The organism is Photobacterium atrarenae, from assembly GCF_024380015.1.
GTDB classification, from domain to species: Bacteria; Pseudomonadota; Gammaproteobacteria; order Enterobacterales; family Vibrionaceae; genus Photobacterium; species Photobacterium atrarenae.
Genome location: NZ_CP101508.1, coordinates 1,659,756 through 1,680,674, shown reverse-complemented (window position 1 = coordinate 1,680,674; position 20,919 = coordinate 1,659,756). Strand labels below are relative to the sequence as shown.

The 20,919-nt window shown below is 48.4% G+C and carries 19 protein-coding genes and 1 pseudogene; 13 read left to right on the top strand and 7 right to left on the bottom strand.

The features are described from left to right. The first annotated feature begins 219 nt into the window (after positions 1–219). From pyrD to rmf, 7 genes are all read left to right on the top strand, one after another. Complete coding sequence (pyrD, locus tag NNL38_RS07990; protein WP_255390482.1) at positions 220–1,230, top strand: quinone-dependent dihydroorotate dehydrogenase; 1,011 nt, start codon at positions 220–222, stop codon at positions 1,228–1,230. A 241-nt stretch (positions 1,231–1,471) separates the two neighbouring features. Continuing rightward, positions 1,472–2,011: a cell division protein ZapC gene (locus NNL38_RS07985; protein ID WP_255390481.1), complete on the top strand. Its 540-nt coding sequence runs from the start codon at positions 1,472–1,474 to the stop codon at positions 2,009–2,011. A 1,126-nt stretch (positions 2,012–3,137) separates the two neighbouring features. Further along, positions 3,138–5,276, top strand: a complete 2,139-nt coding sequence (rlmKL, locus tag NNL38_RS07980; protein ID WP_255390480.1) for a bifunctional 23S rRNA (guanine(2069)-N(7))-methyltransferase RlmK/23S rRNA (guanine(2445)-N(2))-methyltransferase RlmL — start codon at positions 3,138–3,140, stop codon at positions 5,274–5,276. Continuing rightward, the gene (locus tag NNL38_RS07975; protein ID WP_255390479.1) at positions 5,277–5,528 is read left to right on the top strand and encodes a glutaredoxin family protein; all 252 of its coding nucleotides are present in this window, start codon (positions 5,277–5,279) and stop codon (positions 5,526–5,528) included. Then, a complete protein-coding gene (gene uup, locus NNL38_RS07970; RefSeq protein ID WP_255390478.1) occupies positions 5,515–7,440 on the top strand; it encodes an ATP-binding cassette ATPase Uup in 1,926 nt (641 codons plus the stop codon). The genes NNL38_RS07975 and uup overlap by 14 nt, the downstream gene beginning before the upstream one ends. Continuing rightward, positions 7,440–9,515, top strand: a complete 2,076-nt coding sequence (locus NNL38_RS07965) for a DUF3466 family protein (RefSeq protein ID WP_255390477.1) — start codon at positions 7,440–7,442, stop codon at positions 9,513–9,515. The genes uup and NNL38_RS07965 overlap by 1 nt, the downstream gene beginning before the upstream one ends. 173 nt (positions 9,516–9,688) lie before the next feature. After that, on the top strand, positions 9,689–9,862 hold the full coding sequence (rmf, locus tag NNL38_RS07960) for a ribosome modulation factor (protein WP_255390475.1): 174 nt from the start codon (positions 9,689–9,691) through the stop codon (positions 9,860–9,862). Between the two features lie 235 nt (positions 9,863–10,097). Here the strand turns inward: rmf and fabA are convergent, their stop codons facing one another. Both fabA and NNL38_RS07950 read right to left on the bottom strand, forming a co-directional pair. Then, positions 10,098–10,613: a bifunctional 3-hydroxydecanoyl-ACP dehydratase/trans-2-decenoyl-ACP isomerase gene (gene fabA, locus NNL38_RS07955; RefSeq protein ID WP_255390474.1), complete on the bottom strand. Its 516-nt coding sequence runs from the start codon at positions 10,611–10,613 to the stop codon at positions 10,098–10,100. A 69-nt stretch (positions 10,614–10,682) separates the two neighbouring features. Then, the gene (locus tag NNL38_RS07950; protein WP_255390473.1) at positions 10,683–12,389 is read right to left on the bottom strand and encodes an AAA family ATPase; all 1,707 of its coding nucleotides are present in this window, start codon (positions 12,387–12,389) and stop codon (positions 10,683–10,685) included. A 316-nt stretch (positions 12,390–12,705) separates the two neighbouring features. On the opposite strand from NNL38_RS07950, the gene matP reads away from it, so the two are divergent. From matP to NNL38_RS07935, 3 genes are all read left to right on the top strand, one after another. Next, on the top strand, positions 12,706–13,158 hold the full coding sequence (gene matP, locus NNL38_RS07945) for a macrodomain Ter protein MatP (RefSeq protein ID WP_255390472.1): 453 nt from the start codon (positions 12,706–12,708) through the stop codon (positions 13,156–13,158). Positions 13,159–13,254: 96 nt separating this feature from the next. Next, complete coding sequence (locus NNL38_RS07940; RefSeq protein WP_255390471.1) at positions 13,255–13,560, top strand: DUF3634 family protein; 306 nt, start codon at positions 13,255–13,257, stop codon at positions 13,558–13,560. Between the two features lie 90 nt (positions 13,561–13,650). Beyond that, positions 13,651–14,052, top strand: a complete 402-nt coding sequence (locus NNL38_RS07935) for a PPC domain-containing DNA-binding protein (RefSeq protein WP_255390596.1) — start codon at positions 13,651–13,653, stop codon at positions 14,050–14,052. 150 nt (positions 14,053–14,202) lie between these two features. Here NNL38_RS07935 and NNL38_RS07930 read toward each other — a convergent pair whose 3' ends face one another. After that, the gene (locus tag NNL38_RS07930; protein WP_255390470.1) at positions 14,203–14,448 is read right to left on the bottom strand and encodes a hypothetical protein; all 246 of its coding nucleotides are present in this window, start codon (positions 14,446–14,448) and stop codon (positions 14,203–14,205) included. A gap of 443 nt (positions 14,449–14,891) precedes the next feature. On the opposite strand from NNL38_RS07930, the gene NNL38_RS07925 reads away from it, so the two are divergent. Continuing rightward, the gene (locus NNL38_RS07925) at positions 14,892–15,530 is read left to right on the top strand and encodes a flagellar brake protein (protein ID WP_255390469.1); all 639 of its coding nucleotides are present in this window, start codon (positions 14,892–14,894) and stop codon (positions 15,528–15,530) included. A gap of 72 nt (positions 15,531–15,602) precedes the next feature. On the opposite strand, the gene NNL38_RS07920 is transcribed toward NNL38_RS07925, so the two are convergent. Then, a complete protein-coding gene (locus tag NNL38_RS07920) occupies positions 15,603–15,998 on the bottom strand; it encodes a response regulator (RefSeq protein ID WP_255390468.1) in 396 nt (131 codons plus the stop codon). Between the two features lie 165 nt (positions 15,999–16,163). Here NNL38_RS07920 and NNL38_RS07915 point away from each other — a divergent pair, with 165 nt between their 5' ends. Together NNL38_RS07915 and NNL38_RS07910 are read left to right on the top strand one after the other, a co-directional pair. Then, complete coding sequence (locus NNL38_RS07915; RefSeq protein ID WP_255390467.1) at positions 16,164–16,655, top strand: OsmC family protein; 492 nt, start codon at positions 16,164–16,166, stop codon at positions 16,653–16,655. Positions 16,656–16,766: 111 nt separating this feature from the next. Then, entirely contained in the window at positions 16,767–17,003 is a 237-nt protein-coding gene (locus NNL38_RS07910; protein WP_255390466.1) for a hypothetical protein, read from the top strand. Positions 17,004–17,016: 13 nt separating this feature from the next. Here NNL38_RS07910 and NNL38_RS07905 read toward each other — a convergent pair whose 3' ends face one another. From NNL38_RS07905 to NNL38_RS07895, 3 genes and pseudogenes are all read right to left on the bottom strand, one after another. Further along, positions 17,017–17,214 carry a hypothetical protein gene (locus NNL38_RS07905; protein WP_255390465.1) on the bottom strand — a complete coding sequence of 66 codons (198 nt, stop codon included), beginning with the start codon at positions 17,212–17,214 and terminating at the stop codon, positions 17,017–17,019. 283 nt (positions 17,215–17,497) lie between these two features. Beyond that, positions 17,498–18,468, bottom strand: a pseudogene (locus tag NNL38_RS07900) (ISNCY family transposase); the annotation flags it as partial. A 366-nt stretch (positions 18,469–18,834) separates the two neighbouring features. Beyond that, complete coding sequence (locus NNL38_RS07895; protein WP_255390463.1) at positions 18,835–20,919, bottom strand: hybrid sensor histidine kinase/response regulator; 2,085 nt, start codon at positions 20,917–20,919, stop codon at positions 18,835–18,837.

Genomic DNA, 20,919 nt, shown 5'->3' with positions numbered 1-20,919 from the left:
TTAGTAAAAACCGCTATGCTTCTGCATAGCGGTTTTTTAATAATTATTTCACCACGGCGTAAACGTTTGCCCGAAAATTGCTGTTTTTGTGCAATTTTCACAGGTAGTACTGGAAAAGGGCTGTTTTTAATGAAAAAAATCGAAAATAGTCGTTGAATTTAGCGATATTTCTGTGAATAATGTTCTCCCGTTTATACGGGGCCTTTATAAGGAGGTACAATGTTTTACCGCCTCGCTCGATCCGCTATTTTTCAACTTGATGCTGAAAAAGCACATGATCTGGCAATCAAGAATCTTTCTCGCTTTACTGGCACTCCTCTCGATCTCTTCTACCGTCAACACGTTCCCGATCGTCCCGTTGAAGTTATGGGAATCAAATTTAAAAACCCGGTTGGCCTTGCGGCTGGTTTGGATAAAAATGGTGAATGTATTGATGCCTTCGGCGCCATGGGCTTTGGCTTTGTCGAAGTGGGCACAGTGACACCGCGTCCACAGCCTGGCAATGAGAAACCACGCCTGTTCCGGGTAATCCCGGCTGAAGGGATCATTAACCGTTTCGGCTTTAACAACCTCGGGGTGGATAACCTGGTCGAGAATGTGAAGAAAGCCAAGTACGACGGCATCATCGGGATCAATATCGGCAAAAACAAAGATACGCCGGTAGAGAAGGGCGCGGAAGACTATCTAATCTGCATGGAGAAAGTCTACCCGTATGCCGGTTATATCACGGTAAATATCTCTTCGCCGAACACGCCGGGATTGCGAGCTTTACAATATGGTGAAGCACTGGACGATCTCTTGTCTCAGCTGAAGCAGAAGCAAAAGGCGTTGACCGAAAAACACGGTAAGTACGTTCCGCTGGCACTGAAGATCGCGCCGGATCTTGAGGATCGTGAGATCACCCAAATTGCCCAGTCGTTGATCAAGAATGATATTGATGGGGTTATCGCGACCAACACTACCTTGGATCGTGCTCTGATCAAAGACATGCCGCACTGTGATGAGGCTGGAGGCCTGAGTGGCCGGCCGCTGCAGAACCGTAGTACCGAAGTGATCCGTCGCCTGGCTGAAGAACTGGATGGTACCTTGCCGATTATTGGGGTAGGAGGCATCGACTCAGCGGTATCCGCAAGAGAGAAAATGATGGCCGGTGCCCAGCTGGTGCAGGTCTATTCCGGCTTTATCTATCATGGGCCGAAGCTGGTGAAAGATATTGTGACGAATATATAACATGAAGTAGCATCAGGATCCAAGCAGCCCCTCAGTGATGATCATTGCAGGGGCTTTATTTTTGCCTGTAACTATCCCGAGATCGGAATTTATCCGATTTTTGTCAAACTTTCACGAGAATCACAATAAGATCAGCACTTTATTTCCCCTTTTATTTTGACATTGGAACAGTAAAATTCTCCTAAAGTTTTTTCTATGTCGTTGGATAAGCAGTATAAAGAACTGATTTTGGAGTAGTTGCATGCTGAAGCCTAACAACTCATGGACATGGTATTATGACTCAAAACATGACTCCCTGATGTTAGATTTGGGCGATGACATGATTTTCCGGGTCTCTATTCCTCCCAAACACCTGATCACATCTGCATACGATCGGACAGATTTCACTGTGGATGATGCAAGCGTATTTCAGACTTTCGTGGAAAGCATTGCCGGCCTGGACCTTTCTGAGCCTCGTAAAGCGGAGCTGGCGCTCAATGCTGTGGCAGCGAGCCGTTTCCATAAGCCGATGATGCCGAAAAGCTGGTTCTTCCACACCCAGGGGGAGGGATGCGAGCCGCAAGAGGCAGATATTGTCACGCTAGAAACAGATGCCGGCATGGCGAAGTTCCTGGTCATTGAAAACAGTGGCTGTGCCAGCCTCTGTATGCTGGCCGAAACGTCATCATTGGCACTGACTAGCACCAAATCAATGGCCTTTTGCGACACCATCAAGGTCATGAATGACCGGATGCAAGCCTATGTGGTTGAAAGCAGTGTGAACTTAGCGCTGGTTGGCTAGCAGCAGGGGATGAGACTGACCCGGTAAACATCTCCTGCAGGAAGCAGTTCAACACTTGGCTGGCATCACTGTTTGCAAATACCCAGCAATTTTCCCGGATATCACTACGATTCACTACACACCTCTGTATCAAACGTTTTACCTTCTTTTTTCCTTCTCCTTGCGTATCAGCACTGCTCAGAAACAACGCTCGATGGTTAAAGTTCACACCTGTTTCATTGCCATGGGCGGCCGTCATTGGCAGCAACGTATTTCCCGGCTCAAAACCATCCTCTGACGATTTACACCGAAGGGAAAGCCCAGCAGGCTTTACACTTCTATGCGCTCTGTTCGCTTACTGTGCTCGTTCAAAAGCTCATCCTCTTCCCAAGATAGGAGATATGACGTCAGGTATGTTAGAAATGACTTGCTCAAGAAACATCCATTCCTTTTGTATGGTCATTTATTTGTGATGAAAATAAGGTTTATTTTTGAACAAATTAAGTGACTTTAATTCGAATTTTTTAAAAAATTAGCACTTTTTTTTTGCCTCTTTTTGTCATTCTTGCACAAGAAAACACCAATATTTCAAGCCGTAATTTAAAGTGTTTGATGAAGATCTTCCTCATTTTCCCCATTCGTGAAACTCAATAACACCGAGTATATTTTCCCAACAGGCAATAATTTCTTATCAGGAAAGAGTGGGTGGAATGGCAGAAGATTCAGCTAATGCTTGTAGGTCTGCAGGCCTGCAGGTCTGTACTTCCTATCTGTTTCTTGTAGGCTGAGCGCCAAGGCTGGCTTTGCTCGAATTGAATTAAACACATCTAAAATCATAGGTTTATCTTTAACGTTTCCAACTGGGAACAATGATGCGGCCTTATTGTTGATGGGTGTGAACATGTATTTGAATGGAAAGCGTGCACTCACATCAACAATGCAAAGGTGGTTCTGTTGGGATTGTGTTTCTATGGAAACGCAATGAATGAGGCCTGTTTGTTTCCTTCCAGATGACGAGAGCCATAAGTTGATGGCGCATGGTGTTGGCGTTTTTTTAAGTAAACGGCGTGTTTGGGAAGGTTTAGCGCGAGGTATTTGGACTGATTTCGGTTATAATTCCCGGCAACATATATGTGAAAAGAACCCCATGAATCAATATCTAGCTATCACTTCCCGAGGTCTTGAGAACCTCCTTGCTGAAGAATTGGAACAACTTGGCGCGCAAAAAATCCAGGTTGTTCATGCCGGCGTCCGCTTCAAGGCTGATCAGGCCGAGGCTTACCGCTGTTGTCTTTGGACGCGAATTGCCTCACGTATCATCCAGGTACTGGGTGAATTTGATGTCCGTGACGATATGGATCTATACCTCGGTGCAACGGCCATTAATTGGCCAAATTATTTCAGTAGCGATACTCGTATTGTTGTCGATTTCAACGGGACTAACCGGGAGATCCGTAACAGTCAGTACGGCGCTTTAAAAGTCAAGGATGCGATTGTCGATCGCTTTACCAAGGCTGACCTGGCGCGCCCGAGCATTGACCGCCAGCGCCCGGATTTGCGTATTCACATGCGCTTGTCGGGTGAAAAAGGCGTTCTGGGTCTGGATATGGCTGGCAGTGGCCTGCATCAGCGTGGCTATCGTACCGATGCCGGTAAGGCACCCTTGCGTGAAACCCACGCAGCGGCGCTGGTGATGAAGAGCGGCTGGACGCCAGAGAAGCCTTTGCTCGACCCAATGTGTGGCTCGGGTACCTTGCTGATTGAAGCCGCCCTGATGGCTGCGGACATTGCACCGGGGATCAAGCGCAAGCGCTGGGGCTTTGAGTCGATTAAAGATTTTGATCGCGAAGCCTGGCTGGAAATTCATGCCGAAGCGAAGGTCAAAGCCCGTCGTGGTCCAGCCCTGGTTGAAACCAAGTTCTTCGGTCGTGAGCAGGATCGCCGTGTGCTGGGCATTGCTCGCGATAACGCCGCGCGAGCTGGTGTCGGTGAGTTGATTGACTTTGATTATGGTGATGCCAAGCAGCTCATGTGTCCGGCCGGCTTTGAAAATGGTGTGATCCTGTGTAACCCGCCGTACGGTGAGCGTCTGGGGACTACGCCGGAGCTGATCACCCTGTATACCGAACTGGGGAAACGTTTGAAACTTGCGTTCGCAGGTTCAACGGCCGCGATTTACTCGGCTTCGAGCGAACTGCTGAGCTGTTTGCGCATGCGGGCCGACAAGCAATTTAAATTACGCAATGGTGCTCTGGATTGTGTGCTGAAAACCTATCTGATCACCGGCGGTGGTGTTCAGCAGGTCGAAGGAGAAGCTGAAGGAAAACTGGAAGAAACCGAAGTTGCGCCGGATTTTGCCAATCGTCTGAAGAAGAATATTGCCAAGCTAGGCAAATGGGCGAAGAAGGAAGGCATTGAATGCTACCGCCTGTATGATGCTGATCTGCCGAACTATAATGCGGCCATTGACCGGTATCAGGATTTCCTGGTGATCCAGGAATACGCCGCGCCGAAGTCGGTGCCTGAAGAGACAGCACGCCGTCGGCTGATGGATATCCTTCGCGCGACGATTCAGGTTACTGGTGTTGAAAGCGACAAAGTGATCCTCAAAGTTCGGGAGCGCCAGAAGGGCAAGAGCCAGTACCAGAAGTTGTCCAGCGCCGATCGCCACATGAATGTGAACGAGTACGGTGTGCAGCTGAAAGTGAACCTGTACGATTATCTGGATACGGGCTTGTTCCTGGATCACCGGATCACCCGTCGCAAACTGGGCGAAATGGCGCAGGGCAAAGATTTCCTCAACCTGTTCGCGTATACCGGCTCTGCGTCGGTCCATGCGGCTTGCGGTGGTGCGAAGTCGACGACGACTGTTGATATGTCCAATACTTACTTGCGTTGGGCACAGGATAACATGGCGCTGAATGGTCAGGTTGGCCGTCAGCATCAGTTTATTCAGGCAGATTGTCTGCAGTGGTTGCAGGAAGTGGATGAGGACTTTGATCTGATCTTCATCGATCCACCGACATTCTCCAACTCAAAGCGGATGACGCAGAGTTTTGACATCCAGCGCGATCACATCATGCTGATGGAAAATCTGAAGCGTATGCTGCGTCCGGGTGGCCAGATTGTATTCTCTAACAACAAGCGCCATTTCAAGATGGACTTCGATAAACTGGCAGAGCTTGGTTTAAGTGCGAAAAACATTTCGGATAAAACGTTGCCGCTGGACTTTGCCCGCAATAAACAAATTCACAACTGCTGGATCATTACACACAAGGAAGACTAAGTGCTTATCACGTTATACAGCACCGAAGGATGTCATCTCTGTGAGCAGGCCTATGGTCTGCTCCTTGATGCCGGAATGGCAGCGCGGGTGAAAGTGGTAGATATCGCTTTCGATGATGCGCTTTTTTCTCGTTACGGCGTCACTATCCCGGTGCTCTCTGTTCAGCATCTAGACGATTCAATTTCTGAACTTGGCTGGCCGTTTGATGCCGCCGAGCTTGCAGCATGGTTAGATAGTAATGGCATTAATTAAAATCAGTAACGCACAGCTGGCGTATGGTGATCATGCGCTGCTGGATCGCGCCGAGTTTCTTCTCCAACCCAATGAGCGTGTCTGTCTGGTCGGCCGGAATGGCGCAGGCAAGTCGACCCTGATGAAGATCATTGCCGGGGATGTCCTCCTGGATGATGGCACGATTCAGCGCCAGTCTGAACTGCGTGTCTCACGTCTGGAGCAGGATCCGCCGCGTGATGCACAAGGCAGCGTGTTTGACTTTGTCGCCGAAGGGCTGGCCGAAATAGGTCAGGTGCTGCGTGAGTATCACCGCCTTCTGGAGCTGGTGACGCATGATCCGAGTGAGTCGAACTTTGCCAAGATGGCAAAAGTTCAGGAGCAAATTGATCACGCTGATGCCTGGCAGTTTGACAACAAAATCACTGCGGTACTGGAACACCTGCAACTGGACCCGACGACTCAGCTGAAAGATCTGTCCGGGGGCTGGCAGCGCAAGGCCGCATTGGCGAGGGCGCTGGTGTGCGATCCGGATATTCTGCTGCTTGATGAGCCGACCAACCACCTGGATGTGTCAACCATTGAGTGGCTGGAAGGTTTCCTGAAAGAATTCCGAGGCTCAATTGTCTTTATTTCTCACGACCGGGCGTTTATTCAGTCGATGGCGACCCGTATTGTGGATCTGGACCGCGGTCAGCTGGTTTCTTTCCCGGGTGACTACGCCAAGTATCTTGAAGATAAAGAAGAGCTGTTGCGCGTTGAAGCCGAGCAGAATGCAGAGTTCGATAAGAAGCTTGCCCAGGAAGAAGTATGGATCCGCCAAGGCATCAAAGCACGTCGAACGCGTAACGAAGGACGGGTCAGAGCCCTGAAGCAGCTTCGCCGAGAGCGCAGTGAGCGACGGGAAGTGGTCGGCAAGGCGGATATGCAGCTACAGGAAGCCAAGCGCTCCGGTAAAATTGTTTTTGAAGCGGAAAACCTGTCTTACAGTTACGGCGACAAGCCGATCGTGAAAGACTTTAGCTTTAATATCATGCGTGGTGACCGCATCGCGCTGATTGGTCCGAACGGCTGCGGTAAGAGTACCTTGCTTAAACTCCTGCTGGGTGAGCTGAAAGCATTACAGGGTCACTTGCATTGTGGCACCAAGCTGGAAGTGGCGTACTTCGATCAGTACCGTGAAGTGCTGGATCCCGAAAAAACCGTGATGGACAACCTGGCTGATGGCAAGCAAGAGGTGACGGTAAATGGCCGGACCCGCCATGCGCTGGGTTATCTCCAGGACTTCCTGTTTCATCCGCGCCGTGCCCGAACCCCGGTCAAAGCGCTCTCGGGCGGAGAGAAAAACCGACTCTTGCTGGCAAAATTGTTCCTCAAACCAAATAATCTGTTGGTGCTTGATGAACCAACCAATGATTTGGATATCGAAACCTTGGAACTTTTGGAAGAAATTCTTGCCAATTATCAGGGGACGTTGCTTTTGGTCAGTCACGACCGTCAATTTGTTGATAACACGGCAACAACCAGCTGGTTGTTCGAAGGAAACGGTGTGATCGACGAGTATGTCGGCGGCTATCACGATGCCATGGAGCAACGGGCCAATTCATTGTCGCAGATCGCCAAAGAGCAGGCTGCGCAAATTGAAGCGACCAAGAAAAAAGAAGAGAACAAGCAGCGGCAGGCAAGCCGTTCCCGTTCCGGGAAGAAGCTGTCATACAAGCTTCAGAAGGAATTGGAAGATCTGCCGCAGCGAATTGAAGAGTTGGAAAACGAAATTGCCCAGCTGCAGGAATTGATTAATGATCCTGCTTTCTTCCAAGATGTGAAAAATGATACCCAAGCGACACTGAACCGGCTTGCCGAGGCAGAAGTTGAATTTGAGCAGGCATTTGAACGCTGGGAAGAGCTGGAAGCAATGCAGAAGGAATCCTAATGCAACATAAGACGTTAAAGCTATCGACACTGGCGGCGTTGATCGCCAGTGCAACGCAGGCGCAAGCGGCGGTCTATCAGGTCGTTGAAGTTGATGGGGCCAGCAGTAATGTCGGCTCTGCTCAGTACTATGATAAAAACACATCAGATCTTCAGGCGCGTGTCGAGTTCTACGCCCAGGGCATTGCACCAAGTACCGGGACTGAGAACTGTTTTGTAACGGCTTGTGATGCCGCCACATATCCGGTGTTCGGCGAAAGCCGATTTGGAACGGACGGCATTGATTACCGCCATGAAGTAGCATTCCTGAGTGATAATTACCAGGAAATCAATGATCTGTTTTTCCTGCGCTCTTATTGCAATAACAATTTGGGCTTTAATACCTGCACAAGTTGGGCTGATAATCGCTACTACGGTGTTGGTTATAATCAGGACAATGGCCAGGACGGCAGTGGTTTCGGTGGCTTGCACCGCGAGCAGGTCGCATGGAATGAGAACTACTACAGCAACGCGTATCCGTTGGTGGAAACCTCGGCCGGGACGCTGTCACAAATAAATACCTTTGCTGATGATCCTGCAAAGTATGATGCAGCTGCGGTGGCTGAGCTGGGGACCATGGTCGCTAGTCATAGCACAGAGAATGCGGTGGTGAACCGTATCGGTGAATTTTCCGGCAGTGATTATCAGCTCGGGATCACCAGTTCTGCCTTCTTCGCAGATAACAACCGTTACGCCCGTCAGTTCAACAAGCGGGGATTCATCAATGCCGTCGGCACCAGCGAAGCACTCAACCCGGTTGATAGCAGCGAAGCGCTGGTGACTCAGATGGGCCAGACCCTGGGTTGGGATGCAGTGGAGTACAACGGCCAGCTGCTGGTGGTCGGGAGCGCGGCATTCAGCACTAGTAAACTGGATGATGGCGACAAGCTGCCATCAGACAGCAATGGGGATGATCGCTTGTCTCTGAGTACCAGTGAGTTTGCCAGCTGTGATGACAATGCCGGCAACCTGAACAAACTGTATCATACCTGGGAGTGCCAATTCTCCGTGTTTGCCAATGATGCTGTGTTCTGGACCGTTGATAATGCCGGCGCTGTGTCTGGCAATGCGGTACCGCTGGCTGAACGTGTCGATGGAAACAATAAGTCTTATCCGGCGCAGGATCCTGATGGTTCGCAAGAGCGTTCCTTCCAGGCGTCAGCCCGTGCTGTAGCGCTGGTGGATGGTAAACCGGTTATCGCTGGGTTCTCGACCGACTCGATTGATAGTAGCTCGATCAATACCGTTGATGGGGACTATTATGCCATTCGTGCGGCGATTTACACCCCGAAAGCAGACTTTGATCCGGCCAATGGTGAAGGGCAGTGGGAACGTAAAATTATCCCTGGCCTGGATATCGAGCAAAGTAATGATCGTAAGCTGCTGTTCTCTGCGGCGACCGATATCAATACCAACAACAAGGTGATTGGTTTCAGCAAGAGTGTCAACTCTGAAAACCGCTCATTCGCGGAAACCATGTTTGTCTATGACAATACCAGTGGCAAACTGACCCAGCTGAACTCGACGATTGATGAGAATATTTTCTTCAGTGGGGTGAATGGTTACCCGGCTGCAATCAATAACCGGGATCAGATGGTTGGCTGGGTTGATGCGGAGAGTGTGAACCAGGTGAACGGTCGTGAGCGTCGCCAGCGCGGCTTTACGTATCTTGCGGGAAGTACTGTAGATGGCTCACCATTACAGGGTAACACAGCTTGGATGCTGGATGATCTGACCCATGGCGGTAGCTTCAGTGACGCCAACAACGCTTACCGAATTGCCCATGCGACCGGTATTAACGATGCCGGGGTGATTTCAGCCACGGCACTCAAGTGTGACGGTGGTTACTCGGATCAGACCAAAGAGGCGGCGTGTAGCGGCGATGAGCGCGTGGTCGCAGTCAAGCTGGTTCCGATTGTTGGCGGTGAAATTGAACCGCGTCCAGCGAAAGAAGCGTCTGTTGAACGTAGCGGTGCTTCTCTGGGCATGCTGACACTGACCTTCCTGGGCCTGATTGGGTTCCGTCGCAGAAAATAGTTTTTTGTCAAAAAAGCTCATTTTTCATACAGGCTCACACTTTGTGAGCCTGAGTTGTCTCTGGGGTTGATCATTAGTGCCGTTTGACCAATTCTTATTGTGTGGAGTCACAAAAACTCCACCAAGATGACACTTAAATGCAAGAATCGCGGATAAGGATGAGGAATTGTACTATGAAGAGACAAAAGCGGGATCGTTTGGAACGCGCTCAGGCTCGTGGCTATAAAGCTGGTATCAATGGTCGTTCCAGTGAAGACTGCCCGTACCAGATGGCGGATGCCCGTACGAATTGGCTAGGTGGCTGGCGAGAAGCAAGGGAAGACTTGCAATCTGGCCTGTATAAATAAATCCCTTCATATCACCCTTATACAGCCCCTTTCAGGAGAAGGGGCTTTTTGTTTTCTGGCGATCTGTCATGTATTTTTAGCCATGAGACAGTATGAAAAGTGTTATTTGTGACGGTGTCACGACAGGATAGGGGTAAGTGAGCCGGAGTAAAGAAGCACTTCCGTTACGGTGTCACTAAATAGTGTGACAAAAAAGGCCGCCTGAGCGACCTTTGATATATTGTGCCAAGCACAATCAGAATGTCGAGGTATCCTTGAACAAGCCGACTTTCAGATCTTTGGCAACATAGATTTCTTTGCCATCGACCAGAACGCGACCATCAGCAACACCCATGATCAGCTTACGGTTAATCACACGCTTGAGCTGAATTTCATAGGTCACTTTCTTCGCTTCCGGCAGGATTTGACCGGTAAACTTCACTTCACCCACGCCCAGCGCACGGCCTTTACCTTCGCCGCCGTTCCAGCCCAGGAAGAAGCCGACCAGCTGCCACATGGCATCCAGACCCAGACAGCCAGGCATGACAGGGTCACCTTTGAAGTGGCAGTCAAAGAACCAAAGATCAGGGTTAATATCCAGCTCTGCATGGATGAAGCCTTTTCCGTGGTCACCGCCTTCGTCGGTGATTTTAATGATTCGGTCAATCATCAGCATGTTGTCAGATGGCAGGGAAGGGAAATCCGGACCGTGTAGTTCGCCCTTACCACATGCAACGAGTTCTTCGTAATTATAAGATTGCTGGCGTTTCATCAGACTTATTTAGCTCCTTGAAATGTATGGAGGCAATTTAGCTTACACATGTACGCCTAACAACTCGGATCAGTTCTGGACAAACCAGTTCCGAATACGCGTAACCCAATGATTATGATGATCATGATCACCACGGTGAATGTGTTCAATCCGTTCGGCAATTTTGCTCAGTAGCGTCTCTGTGTCTTCTTTGTCACTCCGGAAGGCTTTTCCGGTCAGCAGCGGCAGAGCGTCATCAACACTTTCAACTGCCCACAGATGGAATTGGCCGGCGCGAATCGCATCAATCACTTCATCGTTCAGGCACAGGTTACCCAGGTTCGTTTTCGGTAAGATGACACCCTGGTCCCCCGTGAGGCCACGGAACGCACATACTTTGTAGAACCCTTCGATTTTCTCGTTGATCCCGCCGACGGCCTGGACACGGCCAAACTGATCCACAGCACCGGTCACCGCGATTTGCTGATTGATTGGCTGCACTGCCAGAGCCGACACTAAAGAGCATAGTTCAGCCAGTGAGGCGCTGTCACCATCAACCTCGGAATAAGACTGCTCGAAGACGATTGAAGCGGCGAATGGTAGCGGTTGATCCAAATCCAGCGCAGTACTGATGAAGGCCTGCATAATCATCATACCTTTGGCATGAATGTTCCCGGCCAAGTCGGCCTTACGCTCGACATCAGAGATATCACCATCACCGAAGTGAACCACGCAGGAAATACGCGCCGGCTCACCATAAGCCGTTGGGTGGCCTGACATCTCAACGACGGTCAGGCCATTAACCTGGCCAACCTGCTCGCCCTGACAATCAATCACCACCTGACCGTGATGAATATCTTCAATGGCACGTTCAGGCAGGTATGACTCCCGGTATTCCCGGGCTTTGAACGAGGCTTTGAGATGCTCAGCCGTGATTTTTTCGCCCTGAGATTCAATCGCCGCTTCGCACAGTAAGCTCTGATGCCAGATTGGGCAAAGCGGTAGCTTGCGCTGATCCTCAGCAAGACGGGCACCGGCCTTCATTAGGACCTGAATGGCATGAAAGTCGGCGAGTTCAGGCAGCCGGGCTTTTTGGGTCAGTGCCTTGAGGTAGGCGAGGTAGAGCGGCAGGGACTGGTTATCAAGTATGACATCCTGCTCAAATTCCCCATACATTGTAAAGCCTGAAGCAATATCCGGCTCGGCATTTTCCAGCTCGGCCATCAGGTAGCGATCGCCAATCAACACTAGCTTGACATTCAGCTGCTCGGCCGGCGGGAGTGGGTATAAAGTCTTGGTGCTGGCTGGCTGCCACTCCAGCGTGCCGTTCATCAGCACACTTTTCAGACGTGGCCACAGTTTGGGGTTGGCAAGAATGCTAGTAACCGAGAGGACCAGGTAGCCATTGTTGGCTTGGTGAACTAAACCGTGTTTGATTTGAGACTTGGTCAGTTTTGTTTCTTCAATCGGTGGATAGACAGCGCCAAACAAGCTTTGTTCGGTAACATTCTCTCCGATAATAATCGGGCTGATCCCCAGAGCTGATTGTGGCCCCAGAGCTGCGTTGTCGAAGTGAGACAGCAACTCGATGACATAATCGCGATAGACCTTGTTGTCTGGTGCCGTGATTCGAAGCACACGAGGTTGGAGCTCGACCGCGGTAAACCGGCGTACTGCATCCGAGAGGCGATCTTGCAAAGTCCCTGTTGGTGCTGGGCTGAGATCGTCATACTGTTCAAGGATTGATTGGAACTTTGAGTAGTCTGGAGTCATCGTACGCCAGGTTTGTTCATGCATGGGCTATAGCTTTATATCGTTACTGTGAAAAGGACAGCAGTATAAAGGAATCAAAGACTGCATAATAGGCAGTTGTTGAATGAATTACGGGGAAGCTGCTTTCAGCCGTAGCCGGCCGTTCGTCCATGGTGCAACAAACGCGGCTCTCAATTGGCTGTCATATGACGGATGTATCATGGGTTTCATCATTTATTGGGTATCGCTCGGAACACGCTGAAAACAATCAGTAAATTTAAAGATAGGGAATTGAGGTTTTATTCATCTACAGTTACACTGTCACAGTTTAAGTGTAGCCTTGTTTGAGAATCGTTGGACTATGAAATATCAGCAGCTTGAAAACCTGGAAGCCGGGTGGAAATGGAAGTACCTGGTGAAGAAATGGAAAGAAGGCGAGGCGATCACCTGTTATATTGATACCAGCGAGGCAGAAGCCGCTGTGCAGGACTTGCTTGCTATTGAACATGAACCGACCAAGGTGATCAAGTGGATTGGCAAGCATATGTCTCCCAATCTGGATAAAAAGCTGAAACAAGCGATCCGAGCCAAGCGCAAACGCCATTTTAATGCCGAACAAACCCATACCCGGAAAAAGTCGATCGATTTGGATTACCGGGTTTGGGAGAAACTTGCTGAGAAATCTCGCTCGCTTGATTGTACTTTATCCGATACGATCGAGTACCTCATCAGTGAAAGCAGCCGCTCAGAAGAAGCGAGTAAGAAGGTGCTTGATATCCGCAATGATCTACATGAATTACTCGAATTTGAGTAATTTATCGTGGTTTATACAATATGAAAGCAGCTCGTCCAGATTTTTTCGATTACGCTTATCTTATAGTGGTCGACGAATACGCCAAGGAGTACGGAAATGGAATATGTCATTCTTCTCGCCATTGCAGTCGCTTTTCTGGTATTTAAAGATCGTCCGGTGATGGTGCTGACCTTTGAAAAGGGTGAGCTGACTGGTTCCAAAGGTCAAATTCCGACGGGCTTTTTACGGGGTTGTAAGGATATTGCGCACAAAGAACCATTCTCGGGAAAAATTAAAGTCTATAAAAACCGGTTTACGACCAAACTGGTTTTCTCGAAAAGTATACCAGCGAAGGTAAAACAGCGGATCCATAATGTGTTTCCACATGCTTCTTCAACCAAGAAACGGGGCAGGAGAGCCTAGTAAGAACAAGCCTCTGCGTTATTTTCTGGAAAAGGCTTCAGTGATGAAGCCTTTTTTGTTCCGTTCAACCAACAATTGAAATGAAAGATGATGCTGATACCGCATGCGTTTCGCCTCACCAAAGGGATGGCGCTGAAACAATCTATCCTGAACTATATTTCAAAACACCGTATTCAAGCCGGCTCACTCTTGAGCGTCGTCGGTTGCCTGAGTGAGGTGCGGATTCGCCTTGCCGATGAAAGCAAAGTATTGGAACTCGAAGAGCCGCTGGAGATCCTGACTCTGAGCGGAACGTTGACGCCAGCACATGTGCATGTGCATATCTCTGTCGCGGATCAATCCGGCCGGGTATATGGCGGGCATCTCGTCGAAGGATGTGTGTCTTATACCGCAGAGGTGTGCTTAGCAAGCTACGCTAACCTGACATTTCAGCGTGAGTTCGATCCACAGACAGGATTTGATGAGTTGATCGTCTCGAAGTCACGCCAGTAAATACCCACTGAACCTGATTTGCAAACGATCAGGTTCAGCTTGCCCACATGCTATTACGGCAATATGCCACGGATGAGGGGGCTTTTGCGGGAACCTCGGGTGTTGATAAAAAAGGGGAATGACTCGCGCCACGGTGCTGTTGTCAGGGTTTTAATCGAGCACTGACTTGAGTGCCTGTTGGCTATTGAGGTACTGATTGACGGTTGCTTTGAGCGTTGCCAACTCAGATTCTGCCTGTATCCGACGTTCTTTTTCAGCTTCAAGTTGCTGACCGAGCTCAACTGCAAGATAGGCGCCTTTAATCAGTGCTTTTGTCGTGACATTACTTTTAGTCAGATCTTTCAGCGCTTGGATCATGTAGTAATGTTCGTCCGTGTTTCGAATTGTAATCGCCATTTGTACTACTTGGGTTGTTTTACTATTGTTTGATGTCATTTTAAGGAATATAAACCTTATATCAAACAGTTTGATTGCTTCTATTAGAGGCTGCATCAAGCAAGATACGTTGTTCCGATGGCATTTTATCTGAGTATCAGTCTGTGAAAAATGCGCAAAACAAAAGAACTGGTGTCATCAATAAACTAATACCTAATGCACTATAACTTTATATTTAGCTTTTAAACATAACTCCAATACCGCATACCTCAAAAGACATATAACCCTATGAATTAAAAGCTTTAATAGGGTGCTTGTAATCTCAGCCACAGCGTTTAGAATTCACTTCATGATGGAAATTAGCTATAGGGTTGAGCTTGGGCTTCAAAGATAATCCGCTAAAAAAACGACTCCTTTCGAACCGGGATCGAGAGAAGTCAGTCACGGGGATACAGGGAATTGCTATGATTCAGCATGGCAGTGAAGTGACATTCAGCATCAAAACACCGCTAGGACGCTTGCTCAGGGCCGAAACAATTTTCGTGGGCTCTAACGGCACAGACAGTATCGTGCTCGAGTACCCGGTTGTCAGTCAGCAGGCCGCACTGGATTATTTTCATGAAGGCTTCTGGATCACAGTGAAAGCCATTTCAGAAAAAGGCGAAGGGGCACAAATCTCCTTCAAGACCCAAATAGCCCACCTCGTGAAAAAACCAATTCGGCTTCTTATTCTGGATATGCCTCGCTCGGTAGACTTACTCCAGCTTCGCAGTGAAGCGCGGTATGATGTTCAGCTTCAGGGACGTATTTCGCTAGGCCAAAGGGTATTGCTGGTGGACTTTAAAGACCTTTCCAAAAATGGCTGCTGCTTCCGGTATGATCTGAATGGCCCGCAGTTCGAGGAAGGGCGCAAACTGACCGTCAGTATCAAAAATCCACAGACCAATAAGAACTATCATCTCTCGGGCTATATTAAGAGCATTCATCGCTCAGCCGGTGCCAATAACTGCGGGATGCTGTTTGATGAATTTGGCCTAGAGCAGGTCAAAATGTTATTAGCGCAACTTATTTTTGATGGGTCTAAGTTATCATTTAAGTCATAATTTATGGCGTGATAACACTTTATGGCAGAAAAATCTTCCCAATGTGGGTATCGAAAAAAGGGGGGGAACACATCATTCAGCCTGGGCTGCTGAAGCTTTCGCCACCTCAAACTTTGAAAGGCTTCGTTGAACTTTTTGCGTTGAAATTGGCTTGATAAGGTAATCATGTGGGTTCAAGGCGAGGACTTGCTTCACGACCTCAGCTTGGCTTTCCGAGGTAATCACTGCAGTCGGCATTTCCGGTAGATGTTGCTTGATATATTTCAGGAGCTCTAAGCCATCCAGCGGCTTCTCAATGTTTAAATCCAGAAATATGCCATCCAGTTGATAACTTGCACTGATGAGTAATCTCTGGGCCGAGTTGATATTATTTACCTTGACGATCTCACAAGATTCACAGCGGCGAATGACTTGCGCTAAAATCTCAGCCATAAGCTTGTTATCTTCAACAATCAGTATTTTCTTCATCTACACCAACTCGATGGATAGCATATTGATTTGCATGCATATAAAGATAGAACACAGCTAATCATGAAACAAGTTCATTTACCTGAATCATGATCGAACAGCAATATTTAGAATATCGTAAAGAGAAACATGACGCGGTAACGTTTATAGTGGAGCATGATCAGAATGACGGAGTTCAATGCATCGATTGAGTGGCAGCGCGGCGAAAAGGAAGCGTTCAGTGATAATCAGTTTAGCCGTGGCCACACTTGGGCATTTGATGGCGGAGTTCAAGTATCGGCATCATCATCACCGCATGTGGTGCCGATACCTTATTCAATTGCTGAGAGTGTCGATCCGGAAGAAGCATTCATTGCCGCACTGTCCAGCTGCCACATGCTGACGTTTCTTGCCATTGCAGCCAAAAAGAAATTTGTTATTGACACCTACCGGGACATTGCAACAGGTGTACTTGAACAAGACAGGGCAGGGAAGAGTTCGGTCACACGAGTCACCCTGCGGCCAAACATTACATTTTCCGGCCAGAAACAACCGACAACCCAACAGCTTGATAAGATGCACCACCTGGCACACCAAAACTGCTTCATTGCCAACTCTGTGAAAACCCGAATAACCATTGAGGCGAGGGCGAGTGTGAGTAAAAGAAGCTCACCGTAATAAAGTTACAGGGTCACTTTATCATTACTCAATGAGATGAATTGCATTAGCTGTCATATTACTGAAACAAAAATAACACATGATGAAGACTCCACAATGAGGAGTGATTTGATGAGTTATGCTATGTATTTTGTCAGCGATAAGCCGGATCGTATGACGCGTCTTCACCAACTCCACAAAAATGATTGTTCGCGATTACCGTCCCCGGAACAGCTTACTTGTGTTGGGTATTACGGCAGCCACAATGAAGCCATCTCAAATGCAAAAGAAATTTATGCCAATGTCGAAGGCTGTTCCTATTGCCTCAGTCATCAAGTCGAGTCCGTCAGCCGTGTTAAAGAGATATAGGTAAAACAGCACATCAGTGCTGTTTTACCTTATCTTGCATCGAATCTGAGGGAGCGAACATGTCACGGATCATCCCTAATTCTTCATCTGTTAAAATCTGTTCGTGGGTTGTTTGTCGGCAGCTCAGGATTTCACTCTTTAGCATGTCCAGTTGCTGGTCGGTAAGAGAAGCAAGTGATCCCATCAGTACATCAAAGCTATGATTATCCATCTTAACAAACTCTTCAATGTTAAATAATCAACGAGGGCTCATGGCCTACAGCTTTCTTTTGATTCAACAGTAGACCGAAGAACTACTGCTTTCCTTATCAATAGAATAGTCGCAAACGCATAAATTGGTGCTTTTTTGTCGCAAAATATTACCAAAGAGGAACAATGCGAAGGAGAGGGAACGCACCGAGCGCATCCGGGAAGCCAAAACGCAGGCCACAATACGCCGGATTGAAACTAGCGACGACAATGCCGACCAGCTTGACCGGCTCAGTGTCGCCCATGTCATACTGAAATGTCAGGGATTTCGTGAGCTTACGCAGCTCTTTTGCCAGGAAAAGATATCATCCAGTTCGTCGGTGGATTCCCGCAGCGGTCGGTGCATATATTTCGGAAACCGTGCCTTAAATTCGGCGATGAAGTCGGGGAACCCGGCATTGGCTTGCTCGATGGTATCGATGCCTTGCAGGCGCATTTCTTTGACTAAGCGATCCTGTAACGTTTTGTTCGCGCGCTCCACGCGGCCTTTGGCTTGTGAGCTGTTGGCGCAGATCAGCTCGATATTAAGCTCATTGAGCACACGGCCAAACTGGGTCAGCCGGTCGGATTGGGCATCACGTTTGCTGACATGAAACACGGTATGGCGATCGCTGTAGAACGCCGTCGGCTTGCCGTGGTGCTCGATGTATTCGCGGGTTGCAACCATATAATCGAAAGCTGACTCAGTTTCGCTAAAGCGCAGGTTCATCAGGCGGCCAGTGGCATCATCGATATAAACCAGCAGGCAGCATTTATCGCTGCGGCCTTCAAACCAGTCATGGTGGGAGCCGTCAATTTGAACCAGCTCACCGAGACAGTCCCGGCGATGTCGTGGTTGATAAACCCGTGGTTTACGCTTGGCATGGGGAACCCATAAGCCATCGGCGATCATCCATTGGCGCAGGGTCTCAACTGAAACATGGATGTTATGAAGCTCGGAGAGTTTTTCATGGGCCAATGTCGGGCCGAAATCTTCGTAGTGCTGATGAAGCAAAGCCAAAGTCTGTAATTTTAATTTCTCATCATGACGATGGTTGCCAGGCTGACCACGTTTTAAAGAAACCAAACCAGCAGCACCAAATTCGATGAAGCGTTTGACCAAGCGATGAACTTGGCGAGGACTGAGCTTAAGTAAGCGGGCAGCATCGACACCGGTGATCCGTTTATCACAGATGTCTTGGATTAGTTTGATTCTCAATAATTCATTGTCAGTCATGGTCAATAGCATCCAAGGGCTCCAAACACGGCTAATAAAGCGTGTTTTGAAGCTAGAACAACATGACATTTCAATCTGGCTCAAACCTGACATTTCTAACTAGATCTTACATTCCCAGTGCGCATTATGTATATTATGTTAAATACAGTGTAAGATAGAAAAGATGAATCGCAAATCCATAGCCTAAAACCGCTTGCTTTCATCCCCTCTGCTTCTCATAACACAGCCAGTACCGGGCAATTTAACAGTATTGGCTATTTACCATAAAATAGGTAATTAACACCTATTTTTAAACCCGGCTGCAAATGGTCAGTTTGCCTGGCGTTTCAAAATCAGGTGTTAATTACAAAAGCCAGTTTCGACTGGCTAAATAGTTTCAGTTTGCGACTGGTATTTATGAAGCGTAGCGTCAAGCTCGGCTTTATTAATTGGCTTTGCCAGAAAACCGTCCATGCCGGCTTCCAGATACTGTATCTGATCTGAATGCATGGCATTGGCTGTGAGCGCAATGATCGGTAAATCGATCTTTTGCTTTCTCAGCTGCTTGGTTGCCTCAATGCCATCCAAGACCGGCATGGAGATATCCATAAAGACCAAGTCGAATTGCTGATGGTGCTGCTCAAGTTTGTCGATGGCTTCCTGCCCGTGATTTGCAATTTCGACCCGATGCCCACGCTTTTCCAGCATCATTCTGGCAACCAGCTGATTAGTATGGCTATCTTCAGCCAGCAATATATTCAAAGATTGTCCTGACTCAGACTGAATAACTGGCGACTGCCTCACAGAAGTCTCGACTCGCTGTATAATCGGGATATAAACCGTAAAGCAACTGCCTTCATTGAGCTGGCTGCTTAACGTGATCTTCCCGTGCATTTTCTCTATCAGGTACCGGCTAATCGAAAGCCCCAGCCCCGTACCACCGTATTTACGAGTAATACTGCCATCAGCCTGTACAAATGGATTGAACAGATGCTTCTGCGCTTCCGCTGCAATACCAATCCCGGTGTCCGAAACGGCAATCACGATCTCTTGCTGTTGCTGGGTTACATTGATCGACACTTGGCCATGATCGGTAAATTTAATCGCATTTCCGATCAGGTTAAACATCACCTGTGTAATGCGGTTTTTATCACCAAGAATTGTCTGCGGTAAATCTGGTGCCATTTGAGTGTGAAGATTAATTTTCTTTTTCTGAGCCTGTTCGCGAAGTTGATCGACGACTAAATTCACGCTGTCTGCGATATTCATATCAGCGTTATACAGCTCGAAATTACCAGACTCAATCCGGGATAAATCCAAGATATCATTAATGATGGTCAGCAGTAGCTGGGCTGACTGATCCATCTGATTGACCAAGTAGGTTTGTTGATTATCGAGACCAGAATCCATCAATGTATCCATAAACCCAAGCACTGCATTGAGCGGCGTCCGAATTTCATGGCTCATCATGGCTAGAAACTGTGATTTAGCTTTATTCGCCGATTCGGCTTGTTCCCGAGCCTCCTGAAGCTGGCGAATCCGATTTTTTCGGTTGGTGATATCTTTCGCTGTGCCACGATAACCAAGCAGCTTACCCTGCTTATCAAAATACGGGGTTCCACTGAGGCTGATCCAACCTCCCCCTTCACTTTCATCTAATTTCCATTCGATCTCTTCGAATGCTTCACGCTGTTTAAATTTGGACGCGAGCACCTCTCTGACCCTACTGTGCTCACCAAATGCTTCCAGCATATTGTCACTGTCAATCATATGGTTTGCGACGTATGGTGCTGAAATATAGGTAAACTGGTAGTCGGTATCGATTTCCCAGAACCAGTCACCGACAGTTTTTGCGAAGTCCTTGAAGCGTTGCTGACTGTGGATTAATTCTTGAGTTCGGACCGAAACCAGGGACTGAAGCCGCTCCCTGTAATCGATATCGATAATGGCGCGTTCCAGTAGTGGACGAAATCGATCCAGCACTCGGCGGCAATGCGGTGAAAATTGTCCTCGCTCCGAATGCATAAACAGCAAAACAGCATCACCGGAACTGACTTTCACGCCGGTCAGCAACACTGACCGGCAATGATGAAGCATCTCTGAAGGCAAGTTTTGGAACTCTGCAACATCTCTGGGTTCAAATAAGGCGATACTTTCGCCGCTTAACGCCCGAATAAATGTGTTGCCTACCGGCCATATGGTCGATTCAAAATAAGGACAGGTTGTGACCAGCTCTTGCAGCGATGTGGTTTCATCTTCTCGAGTGAGCACCAGGGCGTGTTGAAAACCGATATATTTATGAAGCACTGACAGTAAGCTATTGAACACCTGACGCTTGGTATTGGCCCCTGCCATGGCGGAGATGCCGGCCAGAATCGCGGCATTTTCTTCACTCAGCTGCCTTTCCCTTTCCTGACTGCGCATCAGATCAAGCAATGTTTCCTGGAGCTTTTCCGACTCAAAGTTAGGCAT